The following is a 15060-nucleotide window of genomic DNA, read 5'->3' as shown; positions in this document are numbered from 1 at the left end:
GATACGACCGGGATGGTCAGGGTCGGGGTCGCACTCATGACGGACAACGGTCATGACCATTGGCAGTCATGGGTCCGGACCCTAAGGTCGTGTTCGGGGACAGGGTGCAAGGGGGGCAGCGATGGGGTTCGCAAAGCGGGGCGCGGTGGCGCTGATCGTCATGGGGTCGGCCAGCGGCTGCATCCCGTCGTCGCCCGGCTACGACCCCGCCCCGTCCGTGCCACAGGCGCCGCCGGTCGCCGCGCCCGGCACCCCGCCCGCGACCACGCCGCAGGGTGACGGCGTCACCGCCCTCCCCTCCGCACCGCCGGCCTGGGAAGCACGCCGCGCGACCGCCGATGCGCGGACGGTGGCGCAGGGCGTCTATACCGTCCGCGCCGGCGACACGCTGCGCGGCATCGCCAGCGCGACCGGTGCCGGATCGGAAGCGATCGCCCGCGCCAACAACCTGCCCGCCCCCTTCACCATCCGCGCCGGGCAGCGGCTGACCATTCCCGGCGGCCGCTATCACGGCGTGCGCGAGGGCGAGACCGGTATCGCCATCGCCCGCGCCTACGGTGTCGACTGGTCGCGGATCGTGTCGGCCAATGCGCTCTCCGAACCCTATATCCTGCGCACCGGGCAGCGTATCCTTATCCCCGGCGACGCGGCACCGCGGTCGGCAGCCGAGCGGGCGGCGGCATTCCGGCTCGACATCGACGACATCCTGACCGGCGGCGAACCGGCGATCAGGCCGAACGAACGCCCGGCGGTCGCCGTCGCCTCGCCGCGCCGCGTCCTCCCGTCCACCGCCGCCATCGCCGCGCCGGCCATGACGCCCGGAGCCTTCGCATGGCCGGTCGACGGCCGCCTGTTCAAGCGCTTCGGCGCGGGCGCCAGCGGCGAACGCAACGACGGCATCAAGATCGCCGTGCCGGACGGAACGGCGATCGGCGCGGCCGCCGACGGCACCGTCGCCTATGTCGGCACCGGCGTCCCCGGTCTGGGCGGCGTCGTGATCGTGCGCCATGGCGGCGGCATCACCACCGTCTACGGCCATGCCAGCCAGTTGCTGGTCCAGCGCGGACAGGCGGTTAAGCAGGGGCAGAAGATCGCGCTATCGGGCGAATCGGGCTTTGCCGACCGTCCGCTGGTGCATTTCGAGATGCGCTCGGGCCGCACGCCGGTCGATCCCCTCGCCCGGTTGCCGCGGCGATGAGGCCGCCCGACCGGCGCGCGATCCTGCGGCAATCGTCGCCGCTGCCGGTCTGGGCGTCGATCCTGTGGCGCGTCGTCGCGGTGCTGACATTGGTCGGCATCGCGGTGGCGGTCCACTGGTTCGACCGCGAAGGACTGCGCGACAATTACGACGGCAAGGTCAGCTTTGCCGACGTCATCTACTTCACGATGATCTCGATCACGACGACCGGCTATGGCGATATCGCCCCGGTCACCGAACGCGCGCGACTTTTCGATGCGTTGATCGTTACGCCGATCCGGGTGTTCGTCGTGCTGCTGTTCATCGGCACGACCTATCAGTTCGTGCTCAGGCGAAGCTGGGAGCGTTGGCGCATGGCGCTGTTGCAGGACAAACTGAGCGGGCACATCGTCGTCGCCGGCTTCGGCAAGACCGGGTCTGAGGCGGTCGACGAACTGATCGCGCGTGGCGAGGAGCCCCGCCGCATCGTCGTGATCGACCCCGCGCAAGCCAATGTCGAGGCCGCGCAGAAGCTCGGCTGCATCGTGTTGCAGGCCGATGCCACCCGCGACGCGACGCTGAACGACGTGTGCATCCCGAAAGCGCGCGCGCTGATTGTCGCGACCGGGCGCGACGACACGTCGATACTGGTGACCCTCACCGCCCGCCACCTCGCCCCCGATCTGACGATCAGCGTGATCGTGAAGGCGGAGGACAATGAATTTCCCGCGCGCGCCGCCGGGGCGACGACGGTCATCAACCCGGTCAGCTTCGCCGGACTGCTGCTCGCCGGATCGTGCCGCGGGCCGCATATTTCCGACTATATCCTCGACCTCGCCTCGATCGACGGATCGGTGGCGCTTGCCGAACGCCCGGTCGCGCCGCACGAAGTCGGCCAGCCCCTGTCGGCGATCACCACCGGCCTTGGCCTGCGCGTCTATCGCCAAGGCGGCAAGATCACCTTCGACAGTCCCGAAGCCCGCAACCTGCAACCCGGCGACACGATCGTCGAAGTGGTGACCCGCTGATGCCCGATGCCGCCCGCCTGTGGCCGATCCTGATGCTGATCGCCTCCAACATCTTCATGACCTTCGCATGGTACGGCCATCTGAAGCACAAGGGCGCGCCCCTATTCTTCGTGATCCTCGTCAGCTGGGGCATCGCCTTCTTCGAATATTGCCTCGCGGTGCCCGCCAACCGGATCGGGTCGCAGGTCTATTCGGCGGCGCAGTTGAAGGGGATGCAGGAGGTCATCACGCTGACCGTCTTCGCGATCTTCTCGGTCGCGTATCTGGGGCAGAAGATCACGGTGAACCACATGATCGGCTTCACCCTGATCGCGGGCGGCGCGTTCTTCCTGTTCCGGCAATAGGTTCCGCTGCCCCTATCATTTTTCGCCGGAATCGCTATGTCGCCAGCGATCATGGCAACTCGACTTCCTTCGCCCCCCCGTGTCGGGATGGTTTCGCTCGGCTGTCCCAAGAACCTGGTCGACAGCGAACGCATCCTGACGAAGCTGCGCAGCGACGGCTACCAGATGTCGCCGGACTATGCCGGGGCGGACGTCGTGCTGGTCAACACCTGCGGCTTCCTCGATTCCGCCAAGGAAGAATCGCTCGAAGCGATCGGCGAGGCGATCGCCGAGAATGGCCGTGTCATCGTCACCGGCTGCATGGGGCAGGAAGCGGACACGATCCGCGCCCGCTTCCCGCAGGTCCTCGCCGTCACCGGAGCGCACCAGTACGAACAGGTCGTCGAGGCGGTACACGAGGCCGCGCCGCCGATCCCCTCGCCCTTCGTCGATTTGGTCCCCGAAAGCGGGCTGAAGCTGACGCCGCGCCACTACAGCTATCTGAAGATTTCGGAAGGCTGCAACCACCGCTGCTCCTTCTGCATCATCCCGTCGATCCGCGGCGACCTGTCCAGCCGCCGCCCCGACGCGATCCTGCGCGAGGCGGAGAAGCTGGTCGCGGCGGGAACCAGGGAACTGCTGGTCATCAGCCAGGACACCTCGGCCTATGGCATCGACATCCGCCGCGAACCCCGTGCGTGGAAGGGGCGCGAGGTCGTGCCGCACATGACCGATCTCGCCCGCGAACTGGGCCGGATCGCGCCATGGGTGCGGCTGCACTATGTCTATCCCTACCCGCATGTCGACAGCGTCATCCCGCTGATGGCGGAGGGGCTGGTGCTGCCCTATCTCGACATCCCGTTCCAGCATGCCTCGCCGAGCGTCCTCAGGGCGATGAAACGTCCTGCGAACGACGCCAAGGTGCTCGAACGCCTGCGCGGCTGGCGTGAAATCTGCCCGGACATCGCGATCCGGTCGTCGTTCGTCGTCGGGTTTCCGGGCGAAACCGAGGCCGACTTCCAGTATCTGCTCGACTGGCTGGACGAGGCGCAGCTCGACCGCGTCGGTGCGTTCCGGTTCGAGCCCGTCGAGGGCGCCGCCGCCAACGCGCTGCCCGACCCGGTGCCGGAGGCGGTGAAGGAAGAACGCTACGCCCGGATCATGGAGCGCACCGCCGCGATCTCCGCCGCCAAGCTCGCTGCCAAGATCGGCCGGACGATCGACGTCATCATCGACGAGGTCGGCGACGAAGGCGGCGCGACCGGCCGCAGCATGGCCGACGCGCCGGGCATCGACGGTGAGGTGTTCCTGCGCGACGCCGGCCATCTGGCGCAGGGCGACATCGTGAAGGTCGAGGTCGAAGACGCCGACGAACACGACCTGTACGGCGTGCCCCTCTAGAAATTCTCCCTGCTCCGCGGGGAGGATTGGGTTGCGCTCGGCCGACGCCCGCTCCTACATCACCCCATGACCCCGACGATCACCGCAGACCGCGGACAGGCCGCCCGCACCATCCACCTGATCGACCCCGCCGGCTTCGACGCGTGGCTCGCGAGCCAGCCGCCCCGCAACCGCGCCGCCGCGAACGCCCAACGCCTGAGTCCCAAGCCCGGCAAGACCGCGACCCTCCCCGGCGAACAGCCTGACGACTGGTCGGTCGTCACCGTCGTCGCCGATACCGCGACCCTGTCGCCATGGTGCCTCGCCCACCTGCCCGGCCAGCTCCCGCCCGGCACCTATCGCCTCGCTACCGGCACCCCCGGCGCGGCGAAGCTCGGCTGGGCCACCGCGCAATATCGCTTCACCCGCTACCGCAGGGAGGAGGACGACGGCGCCCGCATCCTGTTGTCGAGCGAACCCGCGCGGATCGACGAAGCGCTGCGTCAGGCCGCCGCGACCGCCCGCGTCCGCGATCTGGTCAACACCGCCGCCGCCGATCTCGGCCCCGCCGAACTCGCCGCCGAGGTCCGCACGCTCGCCGACGCCCATGGCGCGACCGTCACCGTCACGCAGGGCCGCGAGCTCGAAACCGGCTATCCGATGATCCATGCGGTCGGAAAGGCGGCGGCCAGGGGTCGCGAACCACGCCTGATCGAACTGGTCTGGGGCAACCCCGCGCATCCGAAGGTCGCGCTGGTCGGCAAGGGCGTGTGCTTCGACAGCGGCGGGCTCGACATCAAGCCGTCGGCCGGCATGCGGCTGATGAAGAAGGACATGGGCGGCGCGGCCCACGCGCTCGCGCTCGCCGGGCTGGTGATGGAGGCCCACCTTCCCGTCCGTCTCCACCTGCTGATCCCCGCGGTCGAGAACAGCGTGTCGGGCGACAGCTTCCGCCCCGGCGACGTACTGAACAGCCGCAAGGGGCTGACGGTCGAGAACACCAATACCGATGCCGAAGGACGCCTCGTCCTTGGCGACGCCCTGACCCGGGCGTGCGAGGAGACGCCCGAGCTGCTGATCGACTTCGCGACGCTGACCGGTGCCGCGCGCGTGGCGCTGGGTCCCGACCTGCCCGCGACCTTCGCTAACGACGAAGCCCTCGCCGCCGACCTACTGGCGGCCGGGGCGGCGGAGGGCGACCCGTTGTGGCGGATGCCGCTGTGGGAGGGTTACGACGACATGCTGAAATCCGACATCGCCGACATGGTCAACGCCCCCGAAGGCGGCATGGCCGGCGCAGTCACCGCCGCGCTGTTCCTGCGCCGCTTCGTGACGCCCGGCACGGTGTGGGCGCATCTCGATACCTTCGCGTGGCGGACCAGCGCGAAGCCGGGCCGGGCGAAGGGCGGCGAAGCGTACGGCCTGCGCGCCGCGTGGCGGTTGTTGCGGGACCGGTACGGCCGCCCCTGACAGCGTGGTTCACCCCGATTGATCCGACGTCATCCCGGCGAAGGCCGGGATCTCCCGGTGACAGCACGCGACAAGAGCCGCTTGAGACCCCAGCCTTCGCTGGGGTGACGTTTCCATCCAGATCGATTGGTCCAAAAAGGCCGGTTACCGGGAAATTACGCCGCCTCGGTCGTCCACCCGAGATGCGGCAACGCGATCGACCGTTTCCCCGCCAGGTCGGTCCGGCACACCAGCAGCTCGCGCCCCTCGATATAGGCCAGCATCCGCTTCACCCGCCCGAGCGAACTGGTGCCATAGGTCCGCGCGATGGCATGGTCGCTGGGGCACGGCTTCCCCTCCCGCGCCGCCCGCGCGATCAGCATGAACGCGCCCAGCATGTCGTCGGGCAACACGTCGGCGATCGCCAGCGCCTGCGCCCATTCCGCGTCCGGCGCGTCGTAGATGCCTGCCCGCGCGCACGCCAGCCGCCGGGTGAACGCCGGCAGGTCCAGCGGCGGGCGCGGCAGCCCGACCATCCGGCAGCGCACGTCGAAATCCTGGTACAGCACCGCCGCCGCGCGCTGCTGCTCGCCCTCGTCCTCGACCAGCGCACGCAGCACGTCGGCGACGATCGTATCGGTCTCGTCGACCGAGCGCTCGGGCAGGTCGGGCGCGACGTTGGGCCGCGGCGGCGCGGCGATCGCGGCCTCCACCGCCTCGGGCGGCGCGACATGGCGGATCGGCGGCCCCAGCGGCAGCATCGCCTCGACCGGGGCCAGCAACAGGTCCTTGATATCGGCCACCGGCGCGGTCGGCAGCGGGGTCAGCTTGGGGCTGCCGCTGCGTGCCGAGGTCTGCACCGGCCCGATCTTGATCGACAGCGGCCGCCGCGACACCGCCGGTCCGAGCGCAAGGAAATGCCCGCGCTGCAGGTCGCGGATCGCCTCCGCCTGTCGCCGTTCCATCCCCAGCAGGTCGGCGGCACGCGCCATGTCGATGTCGAGGAAGGTCCGCCCCATCAGGAAGTTCGATGCTTCCGCCGCGACGTTCTTGGCCAGCTTCGCCAGCCGCTGCGTCGCGATCACCCCGGCAAGCCCGCGCTTGCGCCCACGACACATCAGGTTCGTCATCGCCGACAACGACGCCCGGCGGACCTCCTCCACGACCTCGCCACCCCCGGCGGGCGCGAACAGCTGCGCCTCGTCGACCACCACCAGCGCCGGATACCAGTGCTCGCGCGGCGCATCGAACAGCGCGTTGAGGAACGCGGCGGCGCATTTCATCTGCCCCTCCGCTTCCAGCCCTTCGAGGCTCAGCACCACCGATGCCCTGTGTTCCCGCGCCCGCGTCGCGAATTTCGCGACCTCGCGTTCGCTATGGTCGGCGGCCTCGATCACGACATGGCCGTATGCGCCGGCCAGCGTCACGAAATCGCCTTCCGGATCGATCACCACCTGCTGGACATGGCCCGCGCTGCGCTCCAGCAACCGGCGCAGCAGGTGCGATTTTCCCGACCCCGAATTGCCCTGCACCAGCAATCGGGTCGCCAACAATTCTTCGAGATCAAGGGGAACGGTCTTGCCCGCCGGGTCCGTCCCCATATCGACGTTCACGGTCATCGCGGGTCTTTAGGCGGTGGGGCGGCGTCGGGGCAAGCGGTTGCAGGACCGTCCGTCGCACGCCATGCCAACGCCGAAGGGAGGACATCATGCGGCTCCACATCGGCTATGCGCTATTGACGGTCGCGCTGCTCGCGATCGAACTCGCCATCGCGTTGTTCGTACGCGATGCGATCGTCCGGCCCTATGTCGGCGACGCGCTGGCGGTGGTGCTGGTCTATGCCGGCTTGCGGGCAGTCACGACGCTGCGGGTCGTTCCGGCGGTGCTGGTCGCCTTCGGTATCGCGGTCGTGATCGAATGCAGCCAGTATCTCCGCCTGCTCGACCATGTCGGCCTCGGCGGGAACCGCTGGGCGCGGATGATCCTTGGCAGCGGGTTCGACCTCGTCGACTTCGTCGCCTATGCCGGCGGCGCGATCCTCGTCCTGCTGGTCGAGCGTTACCGCCGCGCGTCGCGCGCCGCCGGCGGCACCCGCACCGTCAGCCCGTCGAGCGAATCATCCAGTACGATCTGACACGCCAGCCGGCTGGTCGCCACCGCACCCTCGGCGAAATCGAGCATGTCCTCCTCGTCCTCGCTGGCGGGGGGCAGGCGCGGCGCATCGGCCGGATCGACGATCACGTGACAGGTCGAACACGCCATCTGCCCGCCGCACGTCCCCTCCAGCGGCAGGTCGTATGCCTGCGCCAGATCGAGCAGCCGGTCGCCCGCCGCCCCGCGCGCTTCCTCGATACGGCCATCGGCACGGACGAAGCGAACGATCACCACTGACCCCGCGCCGCACCATCGATCGCCTGCAATGCCGCCACCAGTTCCGCCTCCTGCGTATAGCGTCCGAACCCGATCCGGATCGATGACCGCGCCGCCCGCTCGTCCAGCCCGATCGCGCGCAGCACATGGCTGCTGCGCCCCGACCCGCTCGAACAGGCGGAGCCGGCCGAAAAGGCGATGTCGCGGCACTCGCTCATCAACCGCGCGACGTCGAGCCCCGGCCTGCGCACGTTGAGGTTGCCGTACCAGCGCGGGTCCGCCGCCCCGTTCAGCACCCAATCGTCCCCCAGCACCGCCCACGCGGCGCGCCACAGCCGATCGACCTGCGCGGGATCGTCCTGCGCCAGCAACGCCGCCGCCGCGCCGAACCCCGCGCACAGCGCCGGGCTGAGCGTCCCCGACCGCAGGCCGCCCTCCTGCCCCCCGCCATGCAGGATCGCCTCGGGCTCGGCCCCGTCGCGGACCCACAAGGCACCGACGCCCTTGGGACCATAGACCTTGTGCGCCGACACCGCGATCAGGTCGCAGGCATCCGCCGGCAGCGCGACCCGGCCGAACCCCTGCACCGCATCGCAGACCATCACCGCGCCCGCCGCCCGCGCCAGCTCGCCCAGCCACGCGATCGGCTGCACCACCCCGATCTCGTTGTTGACCAGCATCGCCGCGACGAGTGCCGTCCGCCCGTCGATCGCCGCCCGCGCGGCGTCGCGATCGACCAGCCCGTCCGCCCCCACCGGCAGCACCACGACCTCCGCCCCGCGCCGTGCCAGCGCCTGTACGGTATCGAGGACACAGGCATGTTCGGTGGCGATCGTCACCACCTTCGGTCGCGACGCGCACAGCCGTTCGAACGTGCCGGCGATCGCCCAGTTCGCCGCCTCGGTCGCGCCGCTGGTGAAGAACAGCCGCCCACCCGGCGCGCCCAGCGCCGCCAGCACCTGCCCCCGCGCCACCTCGACCGCCGCCTTCGCCCGCCGCCCCGCGCGATGCGGCGAATGCGGGTTGGCGTGCTGGTCGCGCAGCCACGGCACCATCGCCGCGAATGCTTCGGGGGCCAGCGGGGTCGTCGCCTGATAGTCGAGATAGGTCACGCCATCGCGCTCCATGCCGCGGCAAAGGCATCGACGTCCTGCGCCGTCGTCGTCCACCCGAAGCTGACCCGGATCACCTCGCTCGCCGCCTTCGCCTCCATGCCCATCGCCGACAGGACGTGGCTGGTCTTGAGCGTTCCCGACGAACACGCGCTTCCCGCCGACACCGCGAACCCGGCGGAATCCAGCCGCATCAGCTGCGCCGCTGCCGATCGTCCCGGCAGGCGATAGGCGGCGATGGTCGGGATCCGGGGCGACGCATCGGCGACGATTTCGCCCCCGCCCGCCCGGATCGCCGCGTCGAGCCCGGCGCGCAACGCCGCCGCCCGTTCGAACCAGTCGCGCGGCGCCTCCAGCGCGGCGGCGAAGCCCAGCGCCGCCGGCACATTCTCGGTCCCGCCGCGATAGCCCTGTTCCTGCCCGCCGGTCGGGGTCAGCGACGCGAAGTCGCGCACCAGCAACGCGCCGATCCCCGGCGGCCCGCCCAGCTTGTGCGCCGACACCACGATCAGGTCGGCGTCCGGCAAGGGCAGCTTGCCCGCGCTCTGCGACGCATCGACCACCAGCACCCCGTTACGGACCGCGACGCCGTCCAGCGGCTGCACCACGCCCGTCTCACTGTTCGCCGCCTGCACCGCGATCCGCCGCCCCCCGGGCAGCGCGGCCACATCGACCAGCCCGTCGCCTCCGACCTCCAGGCGGTCCGCGCCGGCCACGCGCAGCACCGCGTCATGTTCGACGCACGTCGCGACCGCATCGGCACCGCCCAGCGCGATCGCCAGCGCCTCGCTCGCCCCGCCGGTCAGGATCACCTCGCCATGCCAGCCCAGCGCCGCGGCGATCCGCGCGCGCGCATCCTCCAGCGTCCGGCGCGCCGCACGCCCCTCGGCATGGGGGCTGGACGGGTTGGCCCAGCGCGCCATGCCCTCCGCCACGGCGGCAGCGGCTTCGGGGCGGATCGGGGTCGTCGCGGCATGGTCCAGATAGATGCGGGTCGTCAAAACACTTCCGTTCCGATTGCTTGACCCTATATAGCCGCGATCCCTATTCGCGCCATCGCCGCGCCCGAAACATAACAGGACGTCCCATGCCCGAAGTCATCTTCCCCGGTCCCGAAGGTCGGCTGGAGGGCCGGTTCGCTCCCGCACCGCGTCCGCGCGCACCGGTCGCGATGATTCTGCATCCGCATCCCTCGTCGGGCGGAACGATGAACAACCGCATCGTGCAGGAACTCTACAAGACGTTCCAGCGCCGCGGCTTCGCCACGCTGCGCTTCAACTTCCGCGGCGTGGGCAAGAGCCAGGGCACGTTCGACAACGGCGTCGGCGAACTGTCCGACGCCGCCTCGGCGCTCGACTGGGTGCAGAGCTTCCACCCCGAAGCGCAGACGACGTGGATCGCGGGCGTCAGCTTCGGCGCGTGGATCGGCATGCAGTTGCTGATGCGCCGCCCGGAAATCCGCGGCTTCATCTCGATCGCGCCGCCGGCCAACATGTACGACTTCACCTTCCTCGCGCCCTGCCCCTCGTCGGGCATCATCATCCAGGGCGATGCGGACGAGGTCGTGACGCCGGCCGCCACGCAGAAGCTGGTCGACAAGCTGCGCACCCAGCGCCACATCACGATCCATCACGACACGATCCCGGGCGCCAACCACTTCTTCCAGAACGAGATGCCCGAACTGATGGGCAGCGTGGACAAGTATCTGGACATGCGGCTGGACCCGAACTCGCCGATCAAGTGAGCCCGGCGCCGCGGGTCGCTACGCCGACCCGCGCCTTCGCGCCGGGCCGGCCGGCGGCGCGAACCGCGCCGACCGACGACGCGGCTTCGCCGCGTCGCGCCCACGCTTATCCCCCCCCCCTTTATCCAGCTTGCCATATTGCAATACCGGCATAGGATGGCTTCCATCCCATCCGATCGGACGACCTCATCATGCTGACCGCCCTCCTCGCCCTCGCCCTTCAGGCACCTGCCCCGCAGCCGCCCGCCACGCCCGAAAAGCCCAAGGCCGAAAAGAAGATCTGCCGCCGCGATGCCGCGACCGGATCGATCATGACGATGCGCACCTGCCGCACGCAGAGCGAATGGTCGCAGGTCGATAGTGCCGCCGCCGACGTCACCGCCGAAGCACTGCGCCAGCGCGCCAACGCCGGTACGTCGATGACCTCCACGCGCGACGGGAACTGATCACACCGTCCAGATCGCGACATTGCCGATCATGACGACGGCGCACGCCAGCATCAGGCTGCCGTTGCGCCGTTCGCCACGCGCGATCATGCGGATGCCGAACACGATCAGCAGGATCGCAACCACCATCAGGATCGCGAGCAGCGTCCCCGCCGGTCCCCGGTTCATGCCGCCAGCACCTTCGCATAGGCGGTGGCATCGACGTTCCCGCCCGATACCAGCACCAGCGTACCCGGCACGACCGTAACCCGTTTCGACAGTAGCGCTGCCAGCGCGACTGCGCCGCCGGGTTCGACGACGGCGCGCAGGTGCTGCATCGCCCAGCGCTGTGCCGCCGCGATCTCGCCCTCGCTGACCGCCACGCCGGTTGCGCCACGCCGCGACAGCACGTCGAACGTCCGCTCCGCCACCCGGGTCGTTCGCAGCGCGTCGCACGCGGTCGGCGGCGCGTCCGGTCCGACCGGCTCGATCCATCCCGCCTCAAGGCTGCGGCGCATGTCGTCCCAGCCCTCGGGCTCGACCGTCACCACCTCCGCCTCGGGCAGCGCCAGTGCGATCCCGGCCGCCAGCCCACCGCCGCCGCACGGGACGATCGCCCTGACCGGCGCGGGCAACCCGGCCGCGGCCATCTGCGCCGCCGCCTCGATACCCGCCGATCCCTGCCCCTCGATGACCCACGGATCGTCGAAGCTCGGCACCAGCGTCGCGCCGCGCGCATGGGCCAGATGCGCCGCGATCTTCTCGCGGCTCTCGGTCGCCCGGTCGTAGCGAACCACCTCAGCGCCCAGCGCCATCGTCGCCGCCAGCTTCGTCGGCGGGGCATCGGCGGGCATCACGATCGTCGCGGCGATTCCCAGCCGCTTCGCGGCCCACGCGACTCCTTGCGCGTGGTTGCCGGACGAAAACGCCACGATGCCGCGCGCCCGCGATTCGTCGCATAACGCCGTCAATCGGTGCCATGCCCCGCGCAACTTGAACGCGCCGACCGGTTGCAATGACTCCATCTTCAAAGCGACCGGCAACCCGTTGAGTTCCCTTATCATAAGTGGGGATGGCGGCAGGATTTCCGCGATCTTCGCGGCGGCATCGCGCACCCCGGCGCGGGTCGGTTGTCGCATAATCGTCATAAATTGCACTTTCTGCCGCACAAGCACTTTACATCAAGGTTTGTGGGTCATAGATCGCGCCTCCGCTGCCCCATGGGACTTCCAACCGCAAGGCAGCTTTTGTCACCGTATGCCGAAAGGCAATTGGAGGTCCCTTGAATTGGCCAAGCACAATAGCGCGCTGGGGCTAGCTGCCCCCTTTATCGCCCGTAGCTCCTCCTTCGAGCGTGGGATCGACATTGCAGAGCGCCGACCGGTCGAACCGGTAACGCTCGTTCGCCCGCACGCCGCAGCGCGCGCCGCCCGCTTCTTCGCAGAGAAGTTTCCGGGCCGCTCGATGTATGCGGTGAAGGCGAATCCGTCGCCCGACCTGCTGCATATCCTGTGGGATAACGGCATCGCCCATTACGACACCGCGTCGATCGGCGAAGTGCGCCTCGTGAAGGCGACGCTGCCGGACGCGACCTGCCACTTCATGCACCCGATCAAGGCTCCGGAAGCGATTGCCGAGGCCTATTTCGACCATGGCGTGCGCACCTTCTCGCTCGACAGCATGGACGAACTGCACAAGATCGTGCGCGCCACCGACGGTGCGACCGACCTGACGCTGTGCGTCCGCCTGCGCGTGTCGTCCGAATATGCCAAGCTGTCGCTCGGCTCGAAGTTCGGCGTCGGCCATGCCGAGGCCAGGGAACTGCTGATCGCGACCCGCCAGGTCGCCGATGCGCTCGGCATCTGCTTCCATGTGGGCAGCCAGACCATGTCGCCCGACGCCTATGCCGGGGCGATGGAGCGCGTCCGCGCCGCCATCGTCGACGCGGGCGTCACCGTCGACGTGATCGATGTCGGCGGCGGCTTCCCGTCGCGCTATCCGGGCATGACCCCGCCGCCGCTGGAGCGCTATTTCGAAACGATCCATCGCGCGTTCGAAAGCCTGCCGATCAGCTATTCGGCCGAGCTGTGGGCCGAACCGGGCCGGTCGCTGTGCGCCGAATATGCCTCGGTCGTGGTGCGCGTCGAACATCGCCGCGGGTCGGAGCTGTTCATCAACGACGGTGCCTATGGCTCGCTGTTCGATGCGGCGCATATCGGCTGGAAATATCCGGTGCAGCTGCTGCGGCAGCCGGAATCGGACGCGCGCGACATGGACTTCAGCTTCTGGGGTCCGACCTGCGACGATATCGACCAGATGCAGGGCCCGTTCCCGCTGCCGGCCGATACCCGCAGCGGCGATTATTTCGAGATCGGGATGCTCGGCGCCTATGGCTCGGCCATGCGCACCGCGTTCAACGGCTTCGGCAACGGCGAGAATGTCGTGACCGACGACGAACCGATGGAGTCGATGTACGTCGAACTCGAAGCGGAACCGGCGTTCGCGTCGAACAACGTCGTCAAGCTGTAACCACTCGATCCTAAGCATTCCCCTCCCCCTTCCCGCTTGTCGCGGGAGGGGCCGGGGGTGGGCAACGCATGGCATTGCCGCTATGCGACCGCCTTCGGCTCCTCTCGCGCGTGCGTGGCAGGAGGCCAAACCGGGTTTCCGCGTCCCCATAACGACGACGGCTTATCGATGATGATGGGACCATCATGACCGACACGACGATCAACGACACCCGCAAGGCCGAACTGCTTTCGACCACGGTCGAGCATGTCGACATCACCACGTTCGACGCCCGCCCGATCATCGACGCCATGGGCAAGATGAGCTTCACCAGCCGTGATCTCGCCCGCGCCACCCGCATCTATAACCAGATGCTGGAGGACAAGGACTGCTCGATCTTCCTCGTGATCGCCGGATCGACCTCGGCCGGCGGCTGCATGGACCTGTATGCCGAACTGCTGCGCTCGAACATGATCGACGGCGTCGTCGCCACCGGCGCGTCGATCGTCGACATGGATTTCTTCGAAGGTCTGGGCCACAAGCACTATCAGGCGCTGGAAATCCCCGACGACAACGTGCTGCGCTCGCTCTACATCGACCGCATCTACGACACCTATATCGACGAAGAGCAGTTGCAGGATTGCGACCACACCATCGGTGAGATCGCCAATTCGCTCGAGCCCAAGGCCTATTCGTCGCGCGCCTTCATCCGCGAGATGGGCAAATATCTGTCGGAGCACGGCAAGAAGGAAAACAGCCTCGTCAAGCTGGCCTACGAGCATGACGTGCCGATCTTCTGCCCGGCGTTCGTCGACAGCTCGGCCGGCTTCGGTCTGGTCAAGCATCAGGTCGACCGTGCGAAGGAAGGCAAGCCGTACATGGTGCTCGACGCCATCGCCGACTTCCGCGAACTGACCGATATCAAGATCAAGGCGGGCACCACCGGCCTGCTGATGATCGGCGGTGGCGTGCCGAAGAACTTCATCCAGGACACCGTCGTCTGCGCCGAAATCCTCGGCCATGACGATGTCGAGATGCACAAATACGCAGTGCAGATCACCGTCGCCGACGTGCGCGATGGCGCCTGCTCGTCGTCGACGCTCAAGGAAGCGGCCAGCTGGGGCAAGGTCGACACCGCGCTCGAACAGATGGTGTTCGCCGAAGCGGGTTCGGTCATGCCGCTGCTCGCCTCGGACGCATATCATCGCGGCGCGTGGAAGAACCGCGCCAAGCGCGCCTTCGGCAAGATGTTCGACTGATCATCCGACAGCGAAACGGGAACGGCGGGGGAGCGATCCCCCGCCGTTTTTGTTTGGGCAGTTCCCGAAGCGTTCCGTCGCCGGAAGCGGATCGACGCTCGCCATTTCCCGGCGACCCGCCATCCTTCCCGGACAGCCACCTCCCGTCACCCCGGACCTGATCCGGGGTCCCGCTGCTTCCTCGGCCCTACAGCCTAATCCATCTGTCAGGAACCGTCGCCCCAGCAAAGGCTGGGGCCTCAAGCGGCTCCTGCTGCGTGCTACCACCGGGAGATCCCAGCCTTC

Annotated in this window: 16 protein-coding genes; 10 read left to right on the top strand and 6 right to left on the bottom strand. The window is 68.7% G+C overall.

Annotation, left to right across the window (positions count from 1 at the left end):
* Positions 1–121 precede the first annotated feature (121 nt).
* From QLH51_RS13965 to QLH51_RS13945, 5 genes are all read left to right on the top strand, one after another.
* On the top strand, positions 122–1198 hold the full coding sequence (locus tag QLH51_RS13965) for a M23 family metallopeptidase (RefSeq protein WP_125660396.1): 1077 nt from the start codon (positions 122–124) through the stop codon (positions 1196–1198).
* A complete protein-coding gene (locus QLH51_RS13960) occupies positions 1195–2205 on the top strand; it encodes a potassium channel family protein (protein ID WP_125660393.1) in 1011 nt (336 codons plus the stop codon). Before QLH51_RS13965 ends, QLH51_RS13960 begins: the two co-directional genes overlap by 4 nt.
* Positions 2205–2549, top strand: coding sequence for a DMT family protein (locus QLH51_RS13955; RefSeq protein ID WP_125660390.1), 345 nt, complete (start codon positions 2205–2207; stop codon positions 2547–2549). Before QLH51_RS13960 ends, QLH51_RS13955 begins: the two co-directional genes overlap by 1 nt.
* A 51-nt stretch (positions 2550–2600) precedes the next feature.
* Positions 2601–3929 (top strand): 30S ribosomal protein S12 methylthiotransferase RimO, encoded by a 1329-nt coding sequence (gene rimO / locus QLH51_RS13950; RefSeq protein ID WP_125660388.1) that lies wholly within the window; start codon positions 2601–2603, stop codon positions 3927–3929.
* Positions 3930–3995: 66 nt separating this feature from the next.
* On the top strand, positions 3996–5378 hold the full coding sequence (locus tag QLH51_RS13945; protein ID WP_125660386.1) for a leucyl aminopeptidase family protein: 1383 nt from the start codon (positions 3996–3998) through the stop codon (positions 5376–5378).
* Between the two features lie 155 nt (positions 5379–5533).
* On the opposite strand, the gene QLH51_RS13940 is transcribed toward QLH51_RS13945, so the two are convergent.
* Positions 5534–6976 carry an ATP-binding protein gene (locus QLH51_RS13940; RefSeq protein ID WP_125660384.1) on the bottom strand — a complete coding sequence of 481 codons (1443 nt, stop codon included), beginning with the start codon at positions 6974–6976 and terminating at the stop codon, positions 5534–5536.
* Positions 6977–7065: 89 nt separating this feature from the next.
* On the opposite strand from QLH51_RS13940, the gene QLH51_RS13935 reads away from it, so the two are divergent.
* Entirely contained in the window at positions 7066–7491 is a 426-nt protein-coding gene (locus tag QLH51_RS13935) for a ribosomal maturation YjgA family protein (protein ID WP_125660382.1), read from the top strand.
* Here the strand turns inward: QLH51_RS13935 and QLH51_RS13930 are convergent.
* From QLH51_RS13930 to QLH51_RS13920, 3 genes are read right to left on the bottom strand one after another with little or no spacing between them, the layout of a single operon-like run.
* Entirely contained in the window at positions 7416–7745 is a 330-nt protein-coding gene (locus tag QLH51_RS13930) for a 2Fe-2S iron-sulfur cluster-binding protein (protein WP_125660380.1), read from the bottom strand. The two genes, QLH51_RS13935 and QLH51_RS13930, sit on opposite strands and share 76 nt — an antisense overlap.
* Positions 7739–8854 carry a cysteine desulfurase family protein gene (locus QLH51_RS13925; RefSeq protein ID WP_206429182.1) on the bottom strand — a complete coding sequence of 372 codons (1116 nt, stop codon included), beginning with the start codon at positions 8852–8854 and terminating at the stop codon, positions 7739–7741. The genes QLH51_RS13930 and QLH51_RS13925 overlap by 7 nt, the downstream gene beginning before the upstream one ends.
* Complete coding sequence (locus tag QLH51_RS13920; protein ID WP_125660376.1) at positions 8836–9840, bottom strand: cysteine desulfurase family protein; 1005 nt, start codon at positions 9838–9840, stop codon at positions 8836–8838. Before QLH51_RS13920 ends, QLH51_RS13925 begins: the two co-directional genes overlap by 19 nt.
* Before the next feature lie 86 nt (positions 9841–9926).
* Between QLH51_RS13920 and QLH51_RS13915 the strand changes: the two genes are divergently transcribed.
* Together QLH51_RS13915 and QLH51_RS13910 are read left to right on the top strand one after the other, a co-directional pair.
* On the top strand, positions 9927–10583 hold the full coding sequence (locus QLH51_RS13915; protein ID WP_055784189.1) for an alpha/beta hydrolase: 657 nt from the start codon (positions 9927–9929) through the stop codon (positions 10581–10583).
* 191 nt (positions 10584–10774) lie between these two features.
* Positions 10775–11029: a hypothetical protein gene (locus tag QLH51_RS13910; protein WP_125660375.1), complete on the top strand. Its 255-nt coding sequence runs from the start codon at positions 10775–10777 to the stop codon at positions 11027–11029.
* Here the strand turns inward: QLH51_RS13910 and QLH51_RS13905 are convergent, their stop codons facing one another.
* Together QLH51_RS13905 and QLH51_RS13900 are read right to left on the bottom strand one after the other, a co-directional pair.
* A complete protein-coding gene (locus tag QLH51_RS13905; RefSeq protein WP_164516199.1) occupies positions 11030–11197 on the bottom strand; it encodes a hypothetical protein in 168 nt (55 codons plus the stop codon). It abuts the gene before it with no gap.
* Entirely contained in the window at positions 11194–12156 is a 963-nt protein-coding gene (locus QLH51_RS13900; protein ID WP_283514623.1) for a threonine ammonia-lyase, read from the bottom strand. Before QLH51_RS13900 ends, QLH51_RS13905 begins: the two co-directional genes overlap by 4 nt.
* A gap of 139 nt (positions 12157–12295) precedes the next feature.
* On the opposite strand from QLH51_RS13900, the gene QLH51_RS13895 reads away from it, so the two are divergent.
* On the top strand, positions 12296–13537 hold the full coding sequence (locus QLH51_RS13895) for a type III PLP-dependent enzyme (protein WP_206429180.1): 1242 nt from the start codon (positions 12296–12298) through the stop codon (positions 13535–13537).
* Positions 13538–13722: 185 nt separating this feature from the next.
* Positions 13723–14775, top strand: coding sequence for a 1,9-bis(guanidino)-5-aza-nonane synthase (locus QLH51_RS13890; protein WP_125660373.1), 1053 nt, complete (start codon positions 13723–13725; stop codon positions 14773–14775).
* Positions 14776–15060 lie beyond the last annotated feature (285 nt).

It is taken from the genome of Sphingomonas sp. 2R-10, assembly GCF_030062225.1.
Lineage (GTDB): Bacteria > Pseudomonadota > Alphaproteobacteria > Sphingomonadales > Sphingomonadaceae > Sphingomonas.
Note: the sequence above shows the minus strand (reverse complement) of the source record. Positions and strands in the feature narration are given on the sequence as shown.